18 protein-coding genes and 3 pseudogenes are annotated in these 22,463 nt (G+C 54.3%); 8 read left to right on the plus strand and 13 right to left on the minus strand.

Annotated features, from left to right (window positions below):
• The first annotated feature begins 83 nt into the window (after positions 1-83).
• Complete coding sequence (locus tag QF043_RS14530; protein WP_307419051.1) at positions 84-461, plus strand: low affinity iron permease family protein; 378 nt, start codon at positions 84-86, stop codon at positions 459-461.
• Between the two features lie 129 nt (positions 462-590).
• On the opposite strand, the gene QF043_RS14535 is transcribed toward QF043_RS14530, so the two are convergent.
• From QF043_RS14535 to QF043_RS14565, 7 genes are all read right to left on the minus strand, one after another.
• On the minus strand, positions 591-2,645 hold the full coding sequence (locus tag QF043_RS14535; protein ID WP_307419052.1) for a PAS domain-containing sensor histidine kinase: 2,055 nt from the start codon (positions 2,643-2,645) through the stop codon (positions 591-593).
• Positions 2,646-2,688: 43 nt separating this feature from the next.
• A complete protein-coding gene (locus tag QF043_RS14540) occupies positions 2,689-3,774 on the minus strand; it encodes a M42 family peptidase (protein WP_307419053.1) in 1,086 nt (361 codons plus the stop codon).
• 88 nt (positions 3,775-3,862) lie between these two features.
• Positions 3,863-4,366, minus strand: a complete 504-nt coding sequence (locus tag QF043_RS14545) for a ferritin-like domain-containing protein (RefSeq protein WP_307421394.1) — start codon at positions 4,364-4,366, stop codon at positions 3,863-3,865.
• Between the two features lie 148 nt (positions 4,367-4,514).
• Positions 4,515-5,444 (minus strand): ZIP family metal transporter, encoded by a 930-nt coding sequence (locus QF043_RS14550; protein WP_307419054.1) that lies wholly within the window; start codon positions 5,442-5,444, stop codon positions 4,515-4,517.
• 216 nt (positions 5,445-5,660) lie between these two features.
• On the minus strand, positions 5,661-6,548 hold the full coding sequence (locus QF043_RS14555; protein WP_307419055.1) for a manganese catalase family protein: 888 nt from the start codon (positions 6,546-6,548) through the stop codon (positions 5,661-5,663).
• 588 nt (positions 6,549-7,136) lie between these two features.
• Positions 7,137-7,673 (minus strand): hypothetical protein, encoded by a 537-nt coding sequence (locus QF043_RS14560; protein ID WP_307419056.1) that lies wholly within the window; start codon positions 7,671-7,673, stop codon positions 7,137-7,139.
• A 111-nt stretch (positions 7,674-7,784) separates the two neighbouring features.
• Positions 7,785-8,024 carry a hypothetical protein gene (locus QF043_RS14565; RefSeq protein ID WP_307419057.1) on the minus strand — a complete coding sequence of 80 codons (240 nt, stop codon included), beginning with the start codon at positions 8,022-8,024 and terminating at the stop codon, positions 7,785-7,787.
• A gap of 484 nt (positions 8,025-8,508) precedes the next feature.
• Here QF043_RS14565 and QF043_RS14570 point away from each other — a divergent pair, with 484 nt between their 5' ends.
• The 3 genes and pseudogenes from QF043_RS14570 (at position 8,509) to QF043_RS14580 (ending at position 12,171) form a co-directional block, all read left to right on the plus strand.
• Positions 8,509-9,711, plus strand: coding sequence for a zinc-dependent alcohol dehydrogenase (locus QF043_RS14570; RefSeq protein ID WP_307419059.1), 1,203 nt, complete (start codon positions 8,509-8,511; stop codon positions 9,709-9,711).
• 1,985 nt (positions 9,712-11,696) lie between these two features.
• Positions 11,697-11,825 (plus strand): annotated as a pseudogene (locus tag QF043_RS14575) (type II toxin-antitoxin system ParD family antitoxin); the annotation flags it as partial.
• Between the two features lie 2 nt (positions 11,826-11,827).
• Positions 11,828-12,171, plus strand: a pseudogene (locus tag QF043_RS14580) (type II toxin-antitoxin system RelE/ParE family toxin).
• Positions 12,172-12,843: 672 nt separating this feature from the next.
• Here QF043_RS14580 and benD read toward each other — a convergent pair.
• The 3 genes and pseudogenes from benD to QF043_RS14595 form a co-directional block, all read right to left on the minus strand.
• Positions 12,844-13,079: pseudogene (gene benD / locus QF043_RS14585) on the minus strand (1,6-dihydroxycyclohexa-2,4-diene-1-carboxylate dehydrogenase); the annotation flags it as partial.
• A gap of 89 nt (positions 13,080-13,168) precedes the next feature.
• Positions 13,169-14,977: an ABC transporter ATP-binding protein gene (locus tag QF043_RS14590; protein ID WP_307421396.1), complete on the minus strand. Its 1,809-nt coding sequence runs from the start codon at positions 14,975-14,977 to the stop codon at positions 13,169-13,171.
• A 115-nt stretch (positions 14,978-15,092) separates the two neighbouring features.
• Positions 15,093-15,593 carry an Lrp/AsnC family transcriptional regulator gene (locus QF043_RS14595; RefSeq protein WP_056859928.1) on the minus strand — a complete coding sequence of 167 codons (501 nt, stop codon included), beginning with the start codon at positions 15,591-15,593 and terminating at the stop codon, positions 15,093-15,095.
• Between the two features lie 119 nt (positions 15,594-15,712).
• On the opposite strand from QF043_RS14595, the gene QF043_RS14600 reads away from it, so the two are divergent.
• The gene (locus QF043_RS14600) at positions 15,713-16,747 is read left to right on the plus strand and encodes a histone deacetylase family protein (protein WP_307419060.1); all 1,035 of its coding nucleotides are present in this window, start codon (positions 15,713-15,715) and stop codon (positions 16,745-16,747) included.
• A gap of 252 nt (positions 16,748-16,999) precedes the next feature.
• Positions 17,000-18,406, plus strand: a complete 1,407-nt coding sequence (locus QF043_RS14605; protein WP_307419061.1) for an amino acid permease — start codon at positions 17,000-17,002, stop codon at positions 18,404-18,406.
• Positions 18,407-18,522: 116 nt separating this feature from the next.
• Here QF043_RS14605 and QF043_RS14610 read toward each other — a convergent pair whose 3' ends face one another.
• The 3 genes from QF043_RS14610 to QF043_RS14620 form a co-directional block, all read right to left on the minus strand.
• Entirely contained in the window at positions 18,523-18,981 is a 459-nt protein-coding gene (locus QF043_RS14610) for an Hsp20 family protein (protein WP_236374232.1), read from the minus strand.
• Positions 18,982-19,162: 181 nt separating this feature from the next.
• A complete protein-coding gene (locus QF043_RS14615) occupies positions 19,163-19,528 on the minus strand; it encodes a response regulator (protein ID WP_138817604.1) in 366 nt (121 codons plus the stop codon).
• Positions 19,529-19,551: 23 nt separating this feature from the next.
• Positions 19,552-20,994, minus strand: coding sequence for an ATPase domain-containing protein (locus tag QF043_RS14620; protein WP_307421397.1), 1,443 nt, complete (start codon positions 20,992-20,994; stop codon positions 19,552-19,554).
• Between the two features lie 381 nt (positions 20,995-21,375).
• Here QF043_RS14620 and QF043_RS14625 point away from each other — a divergent pair, with 381 nt between their 5' ends.
• Positions 21,376-21,639, plus strand: coding sequence for a hypothetical protein (locus QF043_RS14625; protein WP_307419062.1), 264 nt, complete (start codon positions 21,376-21,378; stop codon positions 21,637-21,639).
• A gap of 460 nt (positions 21,640-22,099) precedes the next feature.
• Positions 22,100-22,366: a DUF2790 domain-containing protein gene (locus QF043_RS14630; RefSeq protein ID WP_307419063.1), complete on the plus strand. Its 267-nt coding sequence runs from the start codon at positions 22,100-22,102 to the stop codon at positions 22,364-22,366.
• Positions 22,367-22,463 lie beyond the last annotated feature (97 nt).

Below are 22,463 nucleotides of genomic sequence, written 5' to 3' on the forward strand. Positions count from 1 at the left end.
AGCGTCGGGCCTGGCAAATTGTAAAAAAGAATTTCACGGCCCCATTGTGGTCTATTGAATAACCACAATTAGAGTCCGTCATCATGAAATTTGCTGAATTCTGCCAGTCGCTTTCGAACCGTGCAGGTAGCCCTAAAACCTTTCTGGTGGCAGTCGCGCTGATTGTCGCCTGGGCTCTCACCGGGCCGCTTTTTCACTACAACGACACCTGGCAGCTGATCGTTAATACATCCACGACAATCGTCACGTTTTTAATGGTTTTCCTTATCCAAAACACTCAGAACCGGGATAACGACATCCTGCACTTGAAGCTTGATGAGCTGATCAGAGCCAACCAGGAAGCCCAAAATGCCACTTTAGCGTTGGATAAATTGGGATCCCGAGAATTGAGACAGTTACGCGATGAATACAGTGCGCTGGGTCAGGGCAGCCAATCCCACGCTGCGGACGACAAAACTTGACCTCATGTCTCTGCATTAAGTCCTCAAAAATAACGATTTCAGACGGTCGCGACGTTAAAGGGCTTCCCTGAGACAAAAGACTCGCGGGAAGCCAACGGAGCCTGTCCGCTATGTGTCAAACCCGTCGGGTTATTGGCGGGTAGAACGAATGTTGGATAGCTTGACCAGCGTCGCTACTCGGGCGCTCAGTGCATCCAATACAAATGGCTTAGTAAGAACCTGGGTACGGGGTTCCAAATGGGCCTTCTCTATCACTGCGCTTTCGGCGTACCCCGTGATGAACAGTACAGGCAGTCCTGGCCGACTCTTGCGCGCAATCCCAGCCATCTCCCGTCCATTCATTCCGCCGGGTAAACCAATGTCTGAAACCAGCACATCAATACGCAGGTCAGATTGCAACAGCTGCAACCCGGAAATGCCATCTGCTGCCTCCATCACGTTGTAACCCAGGCTGCTCAACAATTCGGTCACCAGCATACGTATTGAAGGCTCGTCGTCTACCACGAGCACCGTCTCGCCATTGGCAGGCGAAATAACGCTGTGCGCGGTATGCGTACTTTCCGTAGCAACCTCACCTTCGTACCGCGGCAGATAGAGACAGATCGTCGTACCTGCACCCTCTTCGGATTTGATATGAAGATCACCTCCAGACTGTCGAGCGAAGCCATAGACCATCGATAAGCCCAGCCCCGTGCCTGTACCCGCAGGCTTGGTGGTAAAGAACGGCTCAATGGCTTTCGCCGCTGTTTCCGGACTCATTCCGCTGCCATTGTCCGAAACGCAGATATTCAGATACCCGCCTGGCTTCAAATGATGGTCAAGGTCCACCGATCCATCGTTTACCAGATTGCTGGTGTGGATATGGATTTCACCGCACGCTAGAATGGCGTCGCGGGCGTTTATGCATACATTCAACAGTGCATTTTCAAGCTGGGCCGGATCAATCAGCGCCGGCCACAAGTCCGAAGCAGTGCTGATCCGCAGTCGTATCGCGGGGCCCACGGACCTGGTAACCAGCTCTTCCATGCCTCTCACAAGCGCGTTTACATCGGTGGGGCTGGGCGACAATGTCTGACGTCGTGAAAACGCCAGTAACCTGTGTGTCAAGGAAGCCGCGCGTGTTACGGCGCCCTGTGCCACCGTAATGTATTTGTCCACCTCCGCCAAACGGCCCTGGGCCATTCGTATCTGCACCAGCTCAAGGCTTCCCGAAATACCCGCCAATAGGTTATTGAAGTCGTGAGCGATGCCTCCGGTAAGCTGCCCTACCGCTTCCATTTTTTGCGAATGGTGCAACGCACGCTCAGCCACTTCGCGATCCTGTACCGCAGCTCGAACGCGTTCTTCCAAGGTCTGGTTGAGCTCTTTCACCGCTGACTCGGCTTCTTTCCTGGCGGTGACGTCGATGGAAGACCCTATCAGTCCAATCACCTCTCCATGCTCGTTTAACAGCGGTGTTTTAACAGAGAGCCACGTTGCTGGCGAACCGTCAGCATGACTGACGTTTTCTTCAATTTGCTCGGCGATGCCAGACTCCATGATCCGACGATCAGTCTCCATGACAACCTGAGCCTGAGTTTTGTCCTCCAAATAATCCAGGTCGGTCTTTCCCAGATAAAAATCCGGGGGTCTGCCAATCAGCTGTGTAGTGCCGTGATTGGCGACCAACATTCTGCCAAGGCGGTCTTTCGCATAGACCACGCCAGGTACGGCCTCTGCAAATGTACGCAACAGCGCCGCTATCTTGTCCCGTTCGGTTTCAGCGACACGACGCGCTTCGATATCAAGCAACACACCCAGAAAGCGCCGGGGCGCGGCGCTCGCGTCCAGTTCAGCGCGACCATTGGCTTCGATCCACCGATAAGTCCCGCTGGCTGGCAGAACTCGGTATTCACAACGGTAAGGACCGCCTCTCGACAACGCTTCTTCAATGGCAGCTTCGACTCTAAAAACGTCGTCCGGGTGGATTGAGCCAGTCACCGCCTTCAGAGGCAGCCCCTCCCTGCATTGTTGAGGGGACAGACCGAACGTGCGCGCAAATCGCTCATCCGCAGTGAATCTATCGCCAGGAATATCCCAGACCCAAGTCCCCACAATCGCTCCGGCCTCCAGAGCCAGCTGAAGTCTTTCAGACGCCTCCTGAGCCTGGTGATCGAGTGGAGAATGTACGTCGATATCTGCCATTTTTTTTGCCGTGTCTACAACCCCGCCACCGACTGGTTATTGCTCAAGCCGATACAAGGTATTCAGTTAATGTCGCCGCGCAGGCCTGTATCGCACCCTCCAAGATCAACTCGTATCCGTGGGTGTTTTCCGTAGGAATGGCCAGGCAACCTGCCCGCGCTGAGGTGCCGTTACTCATCACAGCGCTGGCGTCCGATGCGAAATCCACCAGCAGAGCGAGTTGAGGATCGTACCCGCAGCGCTTGGCCGCTTCGCTCAATGCTGTTACGACGGCGCGCGTGTAGTAGCCCTTCTGATCGCCTGTATTGATGATCGGATCCACGCTGAGACAGGTTGCATACTCGTCCATTACCGGCCCGACCTCTAAGGCAATCGTGGTGTCACCAGGTAAAGACGCTGCAGCGTACACAGCGCCAGCATTGCTCTCCTCCTCAAGCGTCGTGAACACGAAATAGACGTCACAGCACAGTTCCTCTCTGCGCTTGTGTACCGCCTGCATTGCTTGCAGGGCGGCAACTATAAGCGCTCTGTCGTCGAGGAAATGTGCTGCAATAGCATCCTGTACGCGAAACGGTTTACGCCAATGACGACTTAAGGTCACTCGGTTTCCAGGCCTTACACCGTAGGCGCGCAACGCCTCAACAGAGCAACGTGTGATGACGTGCACATCATTCCAATGCACGTTGCCTGACAACACGTCAGCGCCCTGAGGGGCGTTGGTAGTGGCATGCATCGAACCGAAAGACAGAACGCCCGGGATGGTTTCCAGATCCCCTAGAATGTCCACAGGGCACATACCGAAATTTACGGGGTTGACACCGCCCAGAGCAGTGACTCTCAACGTGCCATCTTGATCGATGCGCTTGATGATCATGGCGATTTCATCCATGTGCACCATGACTTTTATTGCGCGTCTCGGTTCAGTTTCGTCCTGGTGGCCGCGAATCAACCCTATTACGTTTCCAGCAGGATCGACCCATTGCTCATCGCATCGCGAACTTAGCTCTCCTACGCAGACTGCTCGAACTTCATCCTCCTGCCCGCCGGGCCCTCTGGCAAGGAGCAACTTCGTTAGAAGCTCGTTTTCGGGTGTCGAAGCGTTGTCGCTCGCCATGTTATTTTTTCGCATGCTTTCCGTATCGTATCTTCAATGTTAACGGTCTAAAAGACGGACGGCGCTAAGGCGAGCCGTCCGTATCTCCTGGGGCAACGGGAGCTTACTTTTTCGATTCCAGGGTGGCTGCCTGGTTGCCGCCCTGCTCCGCAATTTTGGAGAGCTTTTCGTCGGTAGCCTTTTCTTCGGCGAGAGTGGCCGCCAGCAAATCTGCCGCTTCAGGCAAATTCAAGTGCTTGGCCATGGCAATTAAAGTGCCGTAGCTGGCGATCTCGTAGTGCTCAACTTTCTGAGCAGCACCAATCAAGCCGGCATCCAGCACCGCACCTTTTTCAATTTCTTCCAGTAGCTCTTTGGACTCCTCAACAAGCCCCTCCATCGCCACGCACTTCATGCGCTTGAGTTTGAAACCGGTCAACTCGACGAGCTGATCAATTCTTTCAATTTGCCCTTGGGTTTCCTCGAGGTGAGCAGTGAACGCTTCCGCTAATAGCGGGTTGGTAGCAGCGCGAGCCATACGCGGCAACGCTCGAGTGATTTGCTTTTCTGCGCTGTAGACGTCGGAAAGCTCATGGATAAATAGGTCTTTGACAGTTTTTCTAGCCATTTCAGAATCCTCACTTTCAAATGAACAAGAGTCGCTGAACGTCACACGCATTTTCGACATCGCGATGTGCGTGGCGTCTAGTAAAGTGACCCAGCCTTCAGGTGAGTGTTCCAATAAATTCAAGCTCTCCTGATGAGATGACGGTTCTCTATCCAAGTGCCGTATCGAGGAACATCATTACGGCAAACCCAAGCATCAAACCCAAGGTGGCAGGCGTTTCATGTCCGTTTCGATGAGTCTCTGGAATGACTTCATGCGAAACCACAAAAATCATCGCGCCAGCAGCGAGTCCGAGGGAAATGGGATAGCCCAAAGCGAACCCGCTGGATATGCCCAGTCCCACCACCGCGCCTATCGGTTCCATAAGGCCCGAGCCCACTCCGATCAGCGCAGCTTTGAGTGATGACAGACCGGTGACTCGCAGGGCCAAAGCCACAGCAAGTCCCTCAGGGAAGTCCTGAATGGCAATAGCCGCCGTTAAAGGCATACCCACAGTTAAATCGCCGTGCGCAAAGCTGACACCTATTGCCATGCCTTCAGGCAAATTATGCAGGGTGATAGCAAGGACAAATAGCCAGACGCGATTAAAGCGCTGAGTATTTGGCCCCTTACGACCGCTCTGAGAGTGCTCATGCGGAACAAAACGCTCAAGGCCGACCATAAGCGCTACTCCAAGGCCGAGTCCCAGCACGACGATGCAGGCGGACAGCAGCTTATTCCCACTTATCATTTGTGCCGCTTCAATGCCCGGGAGGATAAGAGAAAAGGAGCTCGCAGCTAGCATCATTCCTGCGGCAAAACCCAGCATCGTGTCTTGCGCCTTGGCAGAAATATTGCGCAGTACAACCGCAGAAATCGCACCTAGACCTGTGGCGCCAAACCCACAAAGCCCGCCCATCATGGCAAAGCGAAGGTTAGCTTCATCTGCTTCAACTATCGCGCTGTAACCGCTCATCAACAACAACAATGTTATGGCAACCAAGGACGACCAGAACAAATAGCCTGCCCATCCTTGATTTAAAGCTCGCTCAACTTGATAGCGCAGCGCAGCCCTTACCGATGATGTAGGTACTGACATCAACCACTCCGCCGCTTAGATGCTGTTGGCGCAGTGTTTGATAGCTGCCTGGCAAATAGCGCAGCATCCCTTTCAAAAGACGATACGATAGATCCGAAGACGTTATCCATCCTCCGTCTCAATGTAAAAATGCCTACCGTTGTTCCGATTGTCATAACATCACCTCAATGATGAAATTCAAAATTGCCGCCCCGACTATCGGGACGGCGGTTATTCTTATTCCTTTTCCGGCTTTCCTTGAAGGCCTGCCCCCAGATCTGCGCCCGTAATTGGATTAGATGATGGATCGGACAAAGTCCTAGCTTTCATATCATTCAATGCAGACTCTTCATCCGCACTTAGTTGAACACTGGCGAAACCATCTCCACCGTCTAGCGCTGGCCCCGGCGCTTCCACATACTCCCAATCTTCGCCTTGGTTCCACGGGCCACGCATGCTTTCAGGGCCTTGGGACATATTGAAATAAACGTTTGTAAATTCAGGCATTCCAGGAAGTTTGCCTTGGGGGAAGTTGGGTTGGATGGCATGCAAAGCTTTCTCAAATGAAAGCTGGTGGGCTATTTCGCGAGTCATTAAAAACCCTAAAGCTTCCTTAACTCCCGGATCATCAGTCACGTTCATCAGACGCTCATATACGATTTTCGCTCGCGCCTCAGCAGCAATATTGGATCTAAAATCTGCAGTGGGCTCTCCGATAGTATCGATGTAGGCGGCAGACCAAGGTACGCCTGCAGAGTTCGTAAGCGGTGCGCCCGCTCCGTAAAGCAGGCTGGTGATGTGGGAGTCATTACCAGCACCGTTAATGGCGCGGTACAACTCTCCTTCCTCTTCGACGCCTTCGGCCATGCGTCCTTTAGCACCTTTGTTCAGCATCACGATAATTGAACCGACGATTTCAAGGTGACTCAGCTCTTCGGTCGCGATATCCATGAGCAGGTCTTTACGTCCCGGATCGTCTTCAGCCAAGGCTTGAGTGAAGTACCTGGAGGCTGCAGCCAACTCGCCTTGCGCTCCTCCAAATTGTTCAAGCAGAAGGTTTGCCAAGCCAGGGTTGGGTTGAGCGACACGCACGGTGTATTGAAGTCGTTTGTTATGTAGAAACATGACGAAATCTCCTCAGGTCTAACGATAACGGCGCTGTTTGGATAGTCGACCAATGTGCCCCCACACTCATCAGAAAGGCACGTCGCTTTGAAATTTAGAAAAATTGAAGGTGTCCCGATGAGCGGCGATAAACAGCCGGGTTTTGGAGATAGGCTAACCGTCCGTCCTGGCGTTATAGCTCTGTGGAGGAACTTGCGTGTTACGAAAATATCTGAGAGCGCCAGGTTGATAGTGTTACATGGCTCGCCATACGCACTGGCAAAATGCCGTGACGAAATGCGGGAGCGCTTCCTGGTAGCGCGAATACAAGCACGCTTTGACAGATAAGACGCGAGGTACTGCGCAGCGCATATTTATCAAAGCTTTGGAACAGCGCCCATGGCCTCTGCAATTGTTGCGAGTACATCCTCCATAGCAGCTAGGTTACTCTGGAGCCTCTCGAAAGAGAGCGTTAAAGCCCCCTTGTTGTCTACCGTTTGGTGGCCTCGAAGCGAATTTAATCGTTTTTCTTCCATCCGTTGAAGCAGAAGCAAACTGGATCGAAGAGCGCGTAACTCATCAAAAACAATGACAATTTGCCCCAAGTGATCATCGCTCAATTTGTCCCAACCTTTTTGAAATTTCTCTTCGATAAGAGGTGTCAACCTGAGCTGGCACCATGCTGATGTATTGGAATGCATGGTCTCGCGTAGGGCCTGTAAGGCCGCTAAGGTAGGAGGCCGCCTCATCTAAAGAAGGAATGCGCCCTTCCATACCTTCGAATCTTGGGGGCAACGCAGTCCATATCACTGCATCCACCTGTCGAGTTGACGCCCATTCAGAGATCACACCATTCGGCGTCCCTCCAACCTTGAAGATTCCGATACCGTCATCACGACCCTCAGGTATCTGCTCGCGCAGACGCAACGCTTCATAGGCATCAGCAAGGGAAGCTGTTTGCAATACAGCCCACAACACTTGGCAGGGTCGCGAATTTGCGCATATTGTAGTTGCAAGTTCTCCGCTGTCACCCACACGCGCAAACTCAATGGGCAACTGCGGCCCATCCTTGAACCACTCACTAGCTAACTCGAGTGCACCGGGTTTCCATATCAAAGATCCCCAGCCCAGGCACGCGATGATCATAATCAGACTCCTTTTTCTCGCTTTCAGTGCCGGGAAATTCTGTAAGGTCACGCGCGGCGTGAGACGCACCTGTATGAGTCTACCCACCGCCTGCTCCGTTGTTGGCAACGGTCAACGATCTTCACCGGCTATTGATCGGAGATAGGCCTGATCGGCTCTCACTCGTAGGTCTCTCCACTCACGCCAATCAATCACGCCGACTCTGTCCATCTCATCCGCTTGTCTAAGCAGCTCTTCGTGATAGCTGTCTGGTGAGTCCAGTCGTAAAGAGCGATTTTCTAAGGTGCGATGCCACCGATCTAAGGCACGAGCCCTTTCTTCCTGTGCAGCGTAATGTTCAGATGCACGCATGCTATTTAACCTATCGTTTAGGTACCAAATCTTGAGCAGTTTTCATCTCCATGAGTTCCAGGGAAACGACGAAAAGTAGCGGTATCTGACTGAAATTTTTCTACCTCACCAAACAGGAAGACCGACTCAATCGAACCTCGGAACTCGGACAGCAGACCCAAGGAATGAAAGCGAAATACGAACAGTCGCTTTTCAATCTCAAGCTTGGCGGGGGGGACAGAACTGAAGATACGGATCTTAACGCCGGGCCTTTTTCCGAAAAAAAACCCGCATACTCTGCGGGCTAACTAGGTCACTCACGTGAGCAATCCTGCTCGAATTGATTCGATTTAAACCCACCGCATAACGTTTAATTTAATAGAGGATAGACAGACCAACGGCGCAAAACAGACCGCTAGTCACGTCTCCTGCTATTTCTCTGAACTAAGCTCCTCCGTTGCAGCTCCCCCGATTACCACCAAGCTATCGAGAGGGGCAGGAAGTCATGAGAGCACTCACCTATCACGGCGCGCACAGCGTCAAAGTCGATACTGTCCCTGATCCAGTTATTGAGGATAGCGACGACATCATTCTTCGAGTAACAGCCACCGCCATTTGCGGATCCGACCTGCACCTTTACCGGGGCAAGATCCCAACCGTCGAACACGGCGATATCTTCGGTCACGAGTTTATGGGCGTTGTGGAGGAAACAGGCTCAGCTGTCACCGCGGTGCAGGCTGGTGACCGGGTGGTGATACCTTTTGTGATCGCCTGCGGTAGCTGCTTTTTCTGCCAACTGGATTTGTTCGCCGCGTGTGAAACGACCAATACAGGACGCGGTGCCATTCTCAATAAAAAGGCTATTCCACCAGGTGCCGCCCTTTTCGGTTTCAGCCATATGTATGGCGGCATACCGGGAGGGCAAGCAGAGTATGTGCGTGTTCCCAAAGCCAACACGGGGCCTTTCAAGGTGCCCGGCACACTGTCAGATGAGAAGGTGCTTTTCCTATCGGATATTTTGCCCACAGCCTTTCAAGCCGTCACTAACACTGGAATTGGCACCGGCTCGAGTATCGCCATCTATGGCGCAGGGCCGGTCGGGCTGTTAAGCGCTGCCTGCGCCAGAATGCTCGGTGCCGATCAAATTTTCATGGTAGATCACCACCCCTATCGTCTGGCTTACGCGCAGGAGACCTACGGTGCCATTCCGATAAATTTCGATGAAGATGATGATCCTGCCGACACAATCATCCGCCAGACTAAAGGCATGCGCGGCGTTGACGGCGTGGTCGATGCTGTTGGCTTCGAAGCCAAAGGCAGCACTACCGAAACCGTACTCGCCACGCTTAAGCTTGAAGGCAGTAGCGGCAAAGCGTTACGCCAATGCATCGCAGCAGTAAGACGCGGCGGCGTGGTGAGCGTGCCCGGTGTTTATTCAGGATTTATCCATGGCTTCCTCTTCGGCGACGCGTTCGACAAGGGCTTGACCTTCAAAATGGGACAAACCCATGTTCAGCGATTTCTACCTGAGCTTCTCGAACATATAGAGACTGGGCGCCTTGCCCCTGATGTCATTATTAGTCACCGGATGTCGTTAGAGCAGGCAGCCGAGGGCTACAAGATCTTTGACAAGAAGGAAGAGGACTGCAGAAAAGTCATCCTGACGCCTGGAGCCGTGCACACCGCGTCAGCTGAGCGCATCGAGTAGTTCGGTCGACCCGACATGGACACTCATGCTCGAAATTTTCAGTGGATATGGCTGAGCTGCCAGAAGCGACGTTACGTGTTCGCTATGGTGGCTCAGGCCCACCTTTCACTGACGGTTGATATTCATCCTTGTACCTAGGGAAATATACATTGGAGACTTTTGAGTTCAGTACAACGCGCTAGGCGAGGAGAAGCCTGGCAACCGTGACCGGCCCGGATCAAATCATCGATTTTCAGCAGGTGGCCCGGTCAACTGCCGTCCATGAAGTTGTAGTGAACAACACTCATCAAAGCGGTCCCTCAAAAAATCGCGACGGAGACGAGGGGTTTCCTTCAGCACATAGATTTAACCCTAGACTTCTACTATGACCAAAATCCCAGCACATTCAACAAGCGCGTGGACAGGGCTCATGATGGTCGGGAGCGCTAGGCATGCTTCTTGTAATGCCCTTGGAGATGCGCATGACCTTTTTGCAATGCCCTCTCAAGGCGCCAGCTTTGCAGACGCTGGAAGTCTTTATGTTTGTGCATTTCTATTTGCAATTATGTCGTCCGTATTAGGAACATGGGCGTGGAATAAAGCGACTCGGAATTTACCCATGGTACTTTCGGGACGACAGATTACTCTCGAGTCCCTTTTCGCGATTTTATTCGGATTGCTTTTCGAGGAACAAGGGCCGCGCAATAGGGATGCTCCCCGGCCCATTGGATTTGTCCACCGTGTCAGGAATCGAAAAACAATAATACCCCTCAGAAAGCTCATTCACATAGTGAAGTGGAGACAGGGCTGCATCGTAGAATCCAGCAGAGGCTTCTACATTGCAGGCGCCAACCTGCCTCACCACATCATCAAGGAAGCTAAGACAAGCCGAATATGCAGACAGGGAATGGACCAAATGACGTCATGACGAAATCAGCGCTTCTGGAGCAAGGTATGCCTACGCCTGGCTAGCGCTACCCTTTAGTCGTCTTCGACGGTTAATCCCCAACAGGATTAGTCGGGGAGTCATACAATCACAAGCGAGTATTCAGCCCGGGCTTGAGCCGAAACCAGCGCCACCCCACACCCCCACCGCCATACCCCGGCAACTTTGCCACGATCACCTGCCTAACGCTGATGCCGTTTGCAGTGAAATGTTTGGCCAGGCCCGATGGTCTGTGTGGATCTTCCGATCGAGCAGCAGCAGTACGACGGCCAAGTCATAAATTGAAAGCTCCAGCAACTTCGCTGCCATCAAGCGCCCTACCGATTGGGCAACCTCCGTCTAAAATATCAGAGCGGCTCAAAGACTTACGATCAGATCGCCGCCAGCCTTGCGGTTCTCGAACGAACGTCCGTCACAAAACAGACCACATTGACACCATTTACAACTCCACTAGAGTGTCTAAGCTTCGGAGTTCATGCACTGGAATTCGGAGGACGTATGGATACGTTAACCCGGAACGAGATTGAGACGGTCCTCGCTAGTCGTCTGCCAAACTGTAAAATTTTCTGTTCGATCAGCGCCGACAACACGCTTTCGATAGATGTGACAGGACCGGAAGGGGATCAATTCACAGCCGTTAATATCGACCGAGCTACATACCACGGCGACGCAGGCATCAATAGGCTCGCCAGAGAAATCCTTGAAGAAATGGTGTTTTCGAGGCGATTTTCTCGGCGCAATGACTTAAGGCGTACAGGGTGACGGACATCAATGCGTGCATTGTGCTCGTCACATGATTCTGATGGGTCGCGCATTTATGGTTTAAGCCAATCTTGATAATTCGTATGGCGGCGCCTAGGCTCATATGCGGCGCATTTATTCGCTCAGGTGAGAATGAATGCACCGCTAAATCCGTAACTTTCTGACGCTCTAGAATCTCAACTCTTGGAAAGAGCCATTTTCGTTGTGCACTTTTACGGACGCGGCTTCGATACCACAAAAATCTCCGGTTCTTCCAACAGCCTGCGATAACCAGCTATCGCCTTAGCTTTCTAATCCTCGCTCATCCTCAATCGGCATCATGGAGCTTGAGCACGGGCGCTTTACTCAGTTGAATGAAGGGGATCTGGAGCACTACCTCGACGGTTTGAGCCTGGAGGCAACCCTCCCCGCACGCGAGAAACACTGAGCATGCCGCAGTATCGGATTTCCAACGCGGCGCGCGCCGACATTGTCGACAATCCTCAGGCTCTCCCAGACGCAGTTCGGCGATCAAACACGCCGGCGCTACCAGGCGCTGATCCTCACGGCTCTGCGAGCGTTTGCCGACATGCCTCCAAGACCGCGATGAGCTCGCTCCGGGCCTTCGCAGCTATCACCTCGTCTATTCCTGCCAGCAGGGCAAACACCCGCATGGGAGGATCAAAAGCCCACGCCATATCGTGATTTATCGTGTGGCAAACGACGACGTGATCGAGGTCGTCCGACTCCTTCATGATGCCATGGAAGTGCAGTTGCACTTGCCTAACGACTGATCAGCGACCGGCCCAACGGCTTAACCGACCAGGAATAGTGAAGGTAAGGTGCCCCCTCCGTATCTCAACCTGAGCGCCCTCGCTGTCAGCCGACTTGGCGGCCAATTGAGGCGGGTGGTTCTGGGTCCAACCGAGCTATCGAGACCCACGAACAGAACAACATGTTCGACTTTGCGTACTGCTTCAATACTGAACAACCGTTTCTAAGGCGTTTTCGTGACCAAGTGCCTAACCTTACCTTCAAGCTCTCGATAGGCACCCAGATCAATGCCCATGACGACCTGCGCCTTGGTAACATCACGCAGAGCACGAATACTTCGCGAGTCAATTTCAGGATAGGTGCCGAGAAGCAGCCCCGACAACACCGCCTAAAGGTATCGACTCTACCTATGTCCTCTTCCGAACGACCAAAGATTTGTCAGATACGGGTTGCTCATCCAGTACATGAAGGCGCACTGAATGCCAGTCATGGCCACCCCGGCCCGCGTCAGAAATCGCCATTCGCGATCGCTCCCACATCCGGTGCGAATGGGGGCAAAATTGGGGGCAAAATTATTTTTTTCGGGCTGTAAACACCGTGCTAGAGCCCAGTCGAAATGTTCTTTGGCGATCCTGAGAGTCTTTAGGTGTCGTCTGGCAGGCTGTTCGGCTGATCATTTTGCCTTTTTCATTGTTGCGCGGAATGCGCCGTGGCGGTGCCTCGGTGGCGTCGACGCGAATCCCGCTGCCGACAGTCTCCAGGGCCAGGTAGGCCGTCAAGGCATTCACGCCGCCCTTGGCCGCGCCCAGCTCCAGCATGTGGGCATTACGTAATGGCACCACCACAACGTAGGGAACAGCGAGCGGCGCACTTCGGCCTCGATTTCAGCCTCGGCGTAATGCTCGAAAGGCTTGGCCCAGAGCGTCCCGTCGTTGTAGCCCGACACCGCGCAGGCATCGGCGCCCTGGAGGTATTGTCGGGCGTTCTGCGCCAGGGTTTCAGCGGTGCGTCGGGGATCTATCGATACCCCCGCGCCTGAACATCGAACAACTCGGCATAGCGCCCACCCGCCGCCATCAGTTGGTGATGGCTGCCCTCCTCCAGGATTCGCCCGCCGTCCAGCACGATGATGTGGTCGGCATTACGCACGCTGGAAAATCGATGGGAAATCAACAATGTCATGCGGCCCTTGGCGTGTTCGCGAAAGTGCTCGAACACCGCCGCCTCGGCGCCGGCGTCCAGCGCAGCCGTCGGCTCATCAAGAATCAGCAGGTCCGCCTCCTGGCGCATATACGCGCGTGACAAGGCGACTTTCTGCCATTGCCCACCCGACAACTCCTGGCCGCCCAGCCAGCGCCCTAACTGGGTGTCGTAGGCCCTGCTCAGGCGCTCGATGAATTCGGCGGCCACCCCCTGGGTTGCGGCAGTGCGCCAGCGCGCCTCGTCGTTCAGCGCATCGACGTCACCCACGCCAAGGTTCTCGCCAACGGTCATCTGGTAGCGGATGTAATCCTGGAAAATCACCCCGATGCGCTGGCGCAGTGTCTGTTCATCCCAGTCTTGCAAGTCGCTGCCATCCAGCAGAATGCGCCCCGCGTGCGGGGTGTACAGACGCGTGAGCAGTTTGATCAGGCTGGTTTTGCCCGAGCCATTCTCGCCCACCAGGGCCAGGCTTTGCCCCGGCGCCAAGTGCAGGTTGATGTCAGTCAATGCCGGCCGCTCAGCGCCGGGGTAACTGAACCCCACGTGCTCGCAGCGCAGACCGTCGCCGGGACGCGCGCCCTGGGTAAGCCGGCCACGCGGCACGACCACGGGGGTTAGCAGGTACTCATAAAGGTCCGACAGAAACAGGCTGTCGTCATACAGGCCGGCAATCGCGCTGAGGCTGGCGGTGATCGCGCTTTGCCCCTGCTTGAACAGCACGATGTACATGGTCATCTGCCCCAGGCTGGTCTGGCCGCGCACGGTGTCCAGCACCACCCAGGCGTAAGCCACATAAAACGCCGCGGTGCCCAGCAGGCCCAGGGCAAAGCCCCACGCATCCCGGCGCACCGTCAACTGGCGGTCTTCGGTGTACAAGCGCCGGGCGTTGTCGCGGTAGCGCTTGAGGAACAGCGGCGCCAGGCCGAACAGCTTGACCTCTTTGGCATGGGTTTCGTGGGACAGCAGCGATTCCAGGTAATTCTGCTGCCGGGTCTCGGGCGCGCGCCGGTGGAACAGGCGAAACGCATTGCCCGAGAAATGCGTCTCGGCGAAGAACACCGGTAACGCGCCGACCACCAGAATCACCAGCGCCCACGGCGAAAAGTGCACCAACAGCACGGCAAAGCTGATCAACGAGATCAGGTTCTGCACCAGCCCCAGGCCTTTGGTGACCAGGCTCAGCGGCCGTGTCGACGCGCCCTGGCGCACGCGCACCAGCTTGTCGTGGAACTCGGCGTCTTCAAATTGCAGGAGTGAGAGGGTCTGGGCTTTCTCCAAAATCATCAGGTTGACCTTCACCCCCAACTGCACTCGCAACAACGATTGCTGCATGGACAACGCACGCTGGGCAGCCGCCAGCAGCGCCAACACGCCCGCCTCGGCCAGCACGTACTGCATCACTGGCCACACGGGCGCCTGGCTGCCGGCTGCATGAATCTGCATCGCGTGCACCACGCCATCGACAATGCGCTGGCCGATCCAAGCAGCCAGCGCAGGCAACAGACCGGCAACGATGGTGGCCAGCAGCAAGCCTATGAATAAGGGACGCGACGTCCCCCACACCAGCTTCAGTGCCCTGCGCGCCTGGATGGAAAACGCGCTCAATCGATTGAACAACACCATGAATGGCATGGACTCCGTGTGGGGGCTGGGGTGAGACGGGTGGATTATGGCAGGCGATGGCGTTGCGCACATCCAACGGTGAGGCAACAGGGGCGCAGCCCAGAACGTCCGACATTCAATCCTTGCTCAACTTGGGTATGGCCATACGGCTGCCCGCTTTGATTTCACGCAACGCCAGACTCGACTGAATAGATGCGATACCCACCTGGCGCCTCAGCACTTGCTCGATAAAGTCGCTGTAGCTATCAAGGTCCTCCGCCAACACTTGGAGCACGTAGTCGGCGTCTCCGGTGATCTTGTGGCAGGCCAATACCTCTGGCAATTGCGCAATCACTGCCTCAAAGGCGTCCGGAGCGTGGTCGGCATGCGTGGAAAAGCGGATGTGCACGAATGCCATGATATCCAGCCCCAGCATTCTTCGATCAAGCGTTGCCTGATAGCCCTTTATCACCCCCGCCTCCTCCATTCTCTTGCGCCGTCGCCAGCAAGGCGTGAGGCTCAATGAAAGCCGCTCACTGAGTTCGGCATTGGAAATGCTCGCGTCCTCCTGCAATAGCTCAAGAATGGCCAGATCGGTCTCATCGAGGCTGATGCGTCTGGATATATTTTTCTTCATTACGCCATTCCTGAGTTAAATCGCCCGATAAATATAGAGAAGCACAGAAACAAAGCAAAGAAATCGCCTCCTGACCAGAACAGAATATTTGCACTGGACCACATTAACGGATGCGCAGAATGTTTACAGTTTTCAGTGATTCCCACCGTCTGCACCATGGCACCGAGTTGAAGGATGGCGTGCTCAAGCCGTCGTTCGAGCAGCCCAGTCGGGCCGACACCGTTCACAACCGCGTCAAGCAAGTAGGCCTTGGCCAGATAGTCGAACCGCGCGTGTTCGACCGCTCGTGTTACGTCAACGCGCACAGCGAGCGCTACGTGAGCTTCCTGGAAAGCGCCTGGTCGCAATGGTGCGCCACAGGGCGCACCCATGACGCGCTGCCACTGGTATGGCCTGTACGTGACTTGGCCAACGATCAGGTGCCAACGTTCATTGACGGCAAACTCGGCTTCTATGCGATGGATGCCGGCTCGCCGATCACTGCCACCACCTGGCAGGCGGTCAAGACCAGTGCCGATATCGCCCTGACAGGGCTGGCGCTTATCGATGAGGGCCATGACAGTGCCTTTGCCCTTTGTCGTCCGCCGGGCCATCACGCGGCGCGTGAATACATGGGCGGTTACTGCTATCTCAACAACGCGGCCATTGCTGCACAGCAGGCAATCACCCAGGGCGCCAAACGCGTCGCGGTACTCGACGTCGATTTTCATCACGGTAACGGCACCCAGAACATTTTCTACCCGCGCAATGACGTGATGTTCATATCGCTGCACGGCGAGCCGGCCGTGTCCTATCCCTACTATTCGGGGTTCAGCGATGAAGTCGGCGCAGGTGTTGGCGAAGGGTTCAACCTCAACTACCCGCTGCCGAAAAACACCGCCTGGGACACCTACCGCGACGCCCTGCTGCACGCCTGCAGAAAACTCCAGCAATTCTCGCCGCAGGTATTGGTGATCTCACTGGGGGTCGACACCTTCAAGGACGACCCGATCAGTCACTTCCTGCTGGAAAGCGAGGATTTCATCGGGATCGGCGAGCTGATAGCGAGTGTGGGTTGCCCCACCCTCTTTGTGATGGAGGGCGGCTATATGGTCGATGAAATCGGAATCAATGCGGTGAACGTACTGCATGGCTTCGAGAGCAAGCGCGCTTGAGCATCCGCCCGAAGACGGTGTGTTTGACCTGAAAATATAAAAAACCTGTTCCAGAGGCTTGATCAGCAGCCGACCAAAGCCGCCCCTCTGCGCACGGCCCGTTGACCTGCGAGTGCCGCCCCCAGCCATGTGCAAGGGGCCGGCGCTGTCCACCCTGAACCAACACCGTCAACCGCCATTGCATCCTGACGATGGCGCTGGCTATGCACTTTTCTGCCAAAACTCAAAAACATAAGATCAAGAGGTTTTGAAATGAAATCGAATGTATCAGAGCAGCCTGCACTGCAGCGCACGCTCAGCAATCGTCACATCCAGTTAATGTCAATGGGCGGAGCCATTGGTACAGGTTTGTTCATGGGCTCCGGCAAGATCATCGCCCTCTCCGGCACCTCGATCATCCTTATCTACATGATCATTGGCCTGTTCGTTTACTTCGTCATGCGTGCCATGGGCGAAATGCTGCTGTCCAATTTGAATTTCAAGACCTTTGCGGATTTTGCCGGCGCCTACCTGGGGCCTCGCGCTGCGTTTTTTCTCGGCTGGTCCTATTGGCTGAGCTGGAGCGTTGCAGTGATTGGCGATGCCGTCGTTGTCGGCGGCTTTTTCCAGTACTGGTTCCCCCATCTGCCGGCCTGGATACCGGCTATCGGGATGCTGGCGACACTGTTTGCCTTGAACGTGCTGACGGTCAGGCTTTTCGGTGAAGTCGAATTCTGGTTCGCGATCATTAAGATCATCGCCGTCGTGACGCTTATCGGGGTCAGCATCGTGCTGATTGCCAGCGCGTTCGTTTCCCCCAATGGCGTCACCGCATCCCTGGGCCATCTGGTGGATAAGCAGGCTGCATTCCCTCATGGCTTGCTTGGTTTTTTTGCCGGTTTTCAGATGGCGATATTCTCATTTGCCGGAACCGAGTTGATCGGCACCGCTGCAGCAGAAACCCGTGCTCCGGAGAAGACGTTACCCAAGGCAATCAACTCGATTCCGCTGCGAATCATCCTGTTCTACGTGTTGGCATTGGCCTGCATTATCGCCGTGACGTCCTGGCAACAGGTTTCACCGGTAAAAAGCCCTTTTGTCGAACTTTTCCTCGTCGCAGGTTTTCCCGCAGCAGCCGGCATCGTTAACTTCGTGGTCCTGACATCCGCCGCGTCATCGGCCAACAGTGGCGTATTCTCCTCCAGCCGCATGCTGTTCGGGCTGGCCAATCAAGACAACGCTCCGGGTATCTTTCGGCGTCTATCGGGCAACAGCGTGCCTCTGTTGAGCCTGGCCTTCACCACACTGTTGATGCTGTCAGGTGTGCTCGTGCTGTTCATCGTTCCGGAAGTCATGACGGCATTCACCATCGTGTCCACCGTGTCGGCGATTCTGGTGATCTTCACGTGGTCGACCATCCTCGCGTCTTACATTGCCTATCGCAAAAAACGTCCTGAGCTTCACGCCAAATCTGCTTACAAGATGCCAGGCGGCGTGCCAATGGCGTGGTTGTCACTGGCTTTTATGGGCTTCGTGCTCTGCCTGCTGGCATTGAGACCGGACACACGCGTTGCGTTGATGGTCATGCCGGGGTGGTTCATATGGCTGGCAATTGCCTATCAGCTGACACGTAGCAGGAAACCAAAAACCGCCGTTGAATCGGCAGGCCAATTCGGTTGAGTCAAAAGGCGTGTTTCAACCGGCAATGACCACGGCGCAAACGCCACGCGTGCACGCCTCAGAAGTTGATTAAAACAGAATAAAGAAAGGCGCTCCGCAGAGCGCCTTGAACACACTTATTGCAGGCTTACTTGACGCTGGTCTGGCTTGCCGGCAGTACCGATCTCGATACGCTTTGGCTTGGCTTCTTCGGGTATGACCCGAAGCAGCTCGATGGCTAACAGACCATGGGTGAGCGATGCACCTTGCACTTCGATATGGTCAGCCAGCCGGAAGGACAAGCGGAACGCGCGTTGCGCTATCCCTTGGTGCAGGTAAGTCACCTTCTCGTCGTTTTCACGTTTTCCACCAGAAACGCTCAATACGCCATTTTCAACCTGAATGTCTATGTCCTCCTCAGTAAGACCTGCCACTGCAATCACAATGCGGTATTGATCCTCACCATGCTTCTCCACGTTATGCGGTGGATAGGTATTACCAGCCTCACTACGAAGCGCTGATTCAAACAGGTCGTTGAAGCGATCAAAACCCACAGACTGACGAAACAGAGGGGCCAGAGAAAGAGTAGTAGCCATAGTAAATCTCCTGAGTGTTCTCCAAGTGATTTAAGACGCGACCCGATTGCGGCATCGCGTAGAACCGAAAATAGGTGCTACCCAAACGTTTTCAAGAGCCTCTCGAAAAAATTTTTTCAACTCGATTGTTCGGGCAGGCGGAGCCCGATCCCCCATGGCTCCGGGTAGGTAGATGCAGTACTCACTGATCAGAGGCGAGCAGCTTTTTAACTTCGGCAATGATCAAGTCGATGTTGAATGGTTTCGCCACTACCGCATCAAACAGATCCGATCTCTGCATGCCGATGTGTGCCTGAGCACCGCTCATCAAGATGATCGGCAATTGATTAGCGCACGGGAGGGCTCGAACGGCCGTGGCGAATTCCAGGCCGTCCATCACGGGCATCATAAAATCGGTGATGATCAAGGCAGGCCTTTCTCTATCCAGCACTTCCAGTCCTTTTCGACCATTGCTGGCAGTCACCACCATGAACCCCTCATCCTCCAGTGCGAAGCTGAGAATGTCAGCGATCAAATACTCGTCGTCGACGACCAGGATGGTGGTCATGTTAATTCAACCCACTCAAAAGCTTAAGAAAGTGAACCGGGCGATGTCTCAGTGGGGGCTGAAGGTTCATGTCTCGAAGCCTTTTTCAGGAAAACATCGCGATCTTGAATGACAACCTCAAATCTGGAGGGGTCATAAGCGCTATCTCGTACCTTAAGAATGGAAAGCGTCCTGCTAAGTTCAGAGTGATTCTCAGAGAAACGCATCAGCATCAAGTTATCGACGATGCTGGACAGGTCAGAGTTTGGCGCGCTGACCTCCGAGCCAAATAGATCACGCATTTCCCAGGATGCGAATACGGTTACGCCCCTGGATCGAAGCTCATTCATCAGCGCACTGAAGAAGTCAGTAGTTCGCGCCGGGTTTGTAGAGACTCGGGTCATACCACTGAGGCTATCGATGAACAGGCGCTTGATGCCCTTTTCTTCTACAAGGCTCAACAGGCGTGCGCCCAACCCATCCAGTAACCCCTCAGTCGTCGGCTGCCAGGCAATGCTCAGGGCGCCGCTGTCCTCCATGCCTTTGATATCGATACCCAGTGATTGGCCTTTGAGTCGTAACCGTTGCGGGCTTTCATAAAAGCCAAAATGCAGTCCTGGAGCCGCCACCGTCGACTCGGCCAGGAACTTCAGACCCAGCGTCGTTTTACCAATGCCGGAGGGGCCCATGACCAGAGACACGCTGGAACTGTAAAGGCCGCCACCCAATACGCCGTCCAACGAACCAATGCCACTGGGAATACGCGTCATGTCGGCGCTGTCGGGGGCGGACGGGTGGCTATAAAGGCTTTCTAGACGAGGGTAAACCACCAATCCATTGTCGGTAATCTCACATTCATGAAGGCCTGTCATGGCTCCACTGCCGCGAGTTTTACGCAGTTGAATACGACGTACCGAGCGCGTGCCAAATAGCTCTTCGCCCATTTCAATGACGCCATCAACCATGGTGTGCTCAGGGCTGCCGTCGTCGAGACGGGAACTGGTCAGAAATAGCACCGTGCAACCGGCGAAAGCAGCGTGCCCTTGCAACTCGGAAATGAATTTCTTGGTGTCGATGTGCGAGTCGGCTTTTGAGCGAGCATTGAGCAAGCCATCCACCACCATCACCGTAGCTTTTTGGCGACTTATCTCGCGCCGAAGCAGTTTCACCACCTCGTCCAGCCCTTCGTTTTCCAACGTGTCAAACGCGCTGACAAACTGAATGTCGGCGCCCACTTTGGACGCGTCGAAAAAGCTCAGAGTAGAAAGAAACTGAAACAGACGGTCGTGTGACTCGGCCAGCAGTGTGGCGACCAGAACCCGGCCTCCATTGTTCGCATGATGGAACCCAAGTTGGTTGGCCAGGATGGTTTTGCCAGACCCTGGCCGCCCCTGGATTATGTAGGAGGCGCCCGCGACCAGCCCTCCCTTGAGCAGAGCGTCGAGCCCTTCGATTCCACTTTGGAGGCGTTTTAGCTTTTCCACAATGCGACCCTGATCTGAAAAACAGGCTGTTTAAGCCCAATGATGGGAATGCTAACGCCATTTACGCTTTAGAGCCATTCAGACCTGGAGCCCGGTGGGTTAATCAGCGGCGATGGAGTCCCGGATCGTGTCTCCCGTGCGCGACCTTAGCCAGCACCTTATGCAGAAAGGCGGCTGGAGTCGCGAAAAGCACGGCCCTACAGCCTCCCGAGTTTACCGAGGTGCGCCAGTTAGGGCACATCGTACTCAATGGCACTATGAAACACCTCGAAAGTGGATCTTTTATCGAACCATTTATCAACTATCGTAAGCCCCTATCCTGGGCAGCACCAGGGTCTATTCACTCAGCCAAAGTGTTATAAATCCTCATTCATGGAAATCCAAATGAATTATAAAGACTACTCTATTGGCATTGGGGCATCTGTTCTTTTAGTGCTGGCAGCATCGCGCTTATCCACCCTCCAACCGCCTACACGCGAAGACTTTTCAAAATACCCTTCTCTTCGACAGCACTGGTTCACGGCATGCGACTTACGTAGCAATCTCGCCGAATTTAATGAGGCAGGCTGCAAGCATTTACACGAATGGCAGGCTGCCAACAAATCACCTGTTCTTGATAACTTGATGAATCAAAACCTGGGTAAGTAACCAGCCGAATATCCGTCTGGGCATCACGTCTTGAGCTCAATAGAACCCGCGAGAGCAAAAATCCCGGCAGCCTGCGGCTGAACGATTGCGCGCAGCCAATCCCTTGTTGCTACCCCCAGGCAGCGAGTCTGACGTACTGATGCCATCGCCCCAGAGAAAGTCAGGGCCTCTGCGGGCGACCGCCATTTCATAGCCTGTATTGGCGCATCCCGCGATTATCGCCTGAATGCAAAACAGTCTTTACCAGATTCGCGCCTATTTCCCTGGGGGCGACGGGCATAAAGTTTGTCCTGTCAGCGCAGCAAACCACCTATAGCCAGCGGCTATTCAGATAGCAGGCAAGTCGCTCGAAATCTTCAGTAAGCAACGCACTTTGCTTATAGCGATCGGTGATTCTGTGCGCCTGGCAAACCAAACTATTGATTTGAAAAAATTGAAATTCAATTAAAGGATAGCCCCCATGAAAACGCCAATCGCACTACTCGCACTCTTCGGCTTTAGTACAGTGGCAATGGCGCAGGAAGGCACTGCTCCAGTTCAAGATCAACATGTGCCTGTTGAGCAATACACCTACTCCACGCATCTTGATGTTGCCAAGATGATTTCTCAAACTGAAGTCGCCGATGTGTGCGGTGTTGTAGCGATGCGCATGACTTATGAAGACTCCCAAGGCAAGCGGCATATCCTGGCATACGAAGTGATGGGCACCGGTTGCAGCAATGGTTGAGTAATGGTCCCTAAAAATAATTGCGCCTCAGCGGGTTAAACTGAGGCGCTAATTACATGAGATACTTGTAACGTTTGCGCCGGCTCCGGCGAAACGA

It is taken from the genome of Pseudomonas sp. W3I7, from assembly GCF_030816095.1.
Classification (GTDB): Bacteria; Pseudomonadota; Gammaproteobacteria; order Pseudomonadales; family Pseudomonadaceae; genus Aquipseudomonas; species Aquipseudomonas salomonii.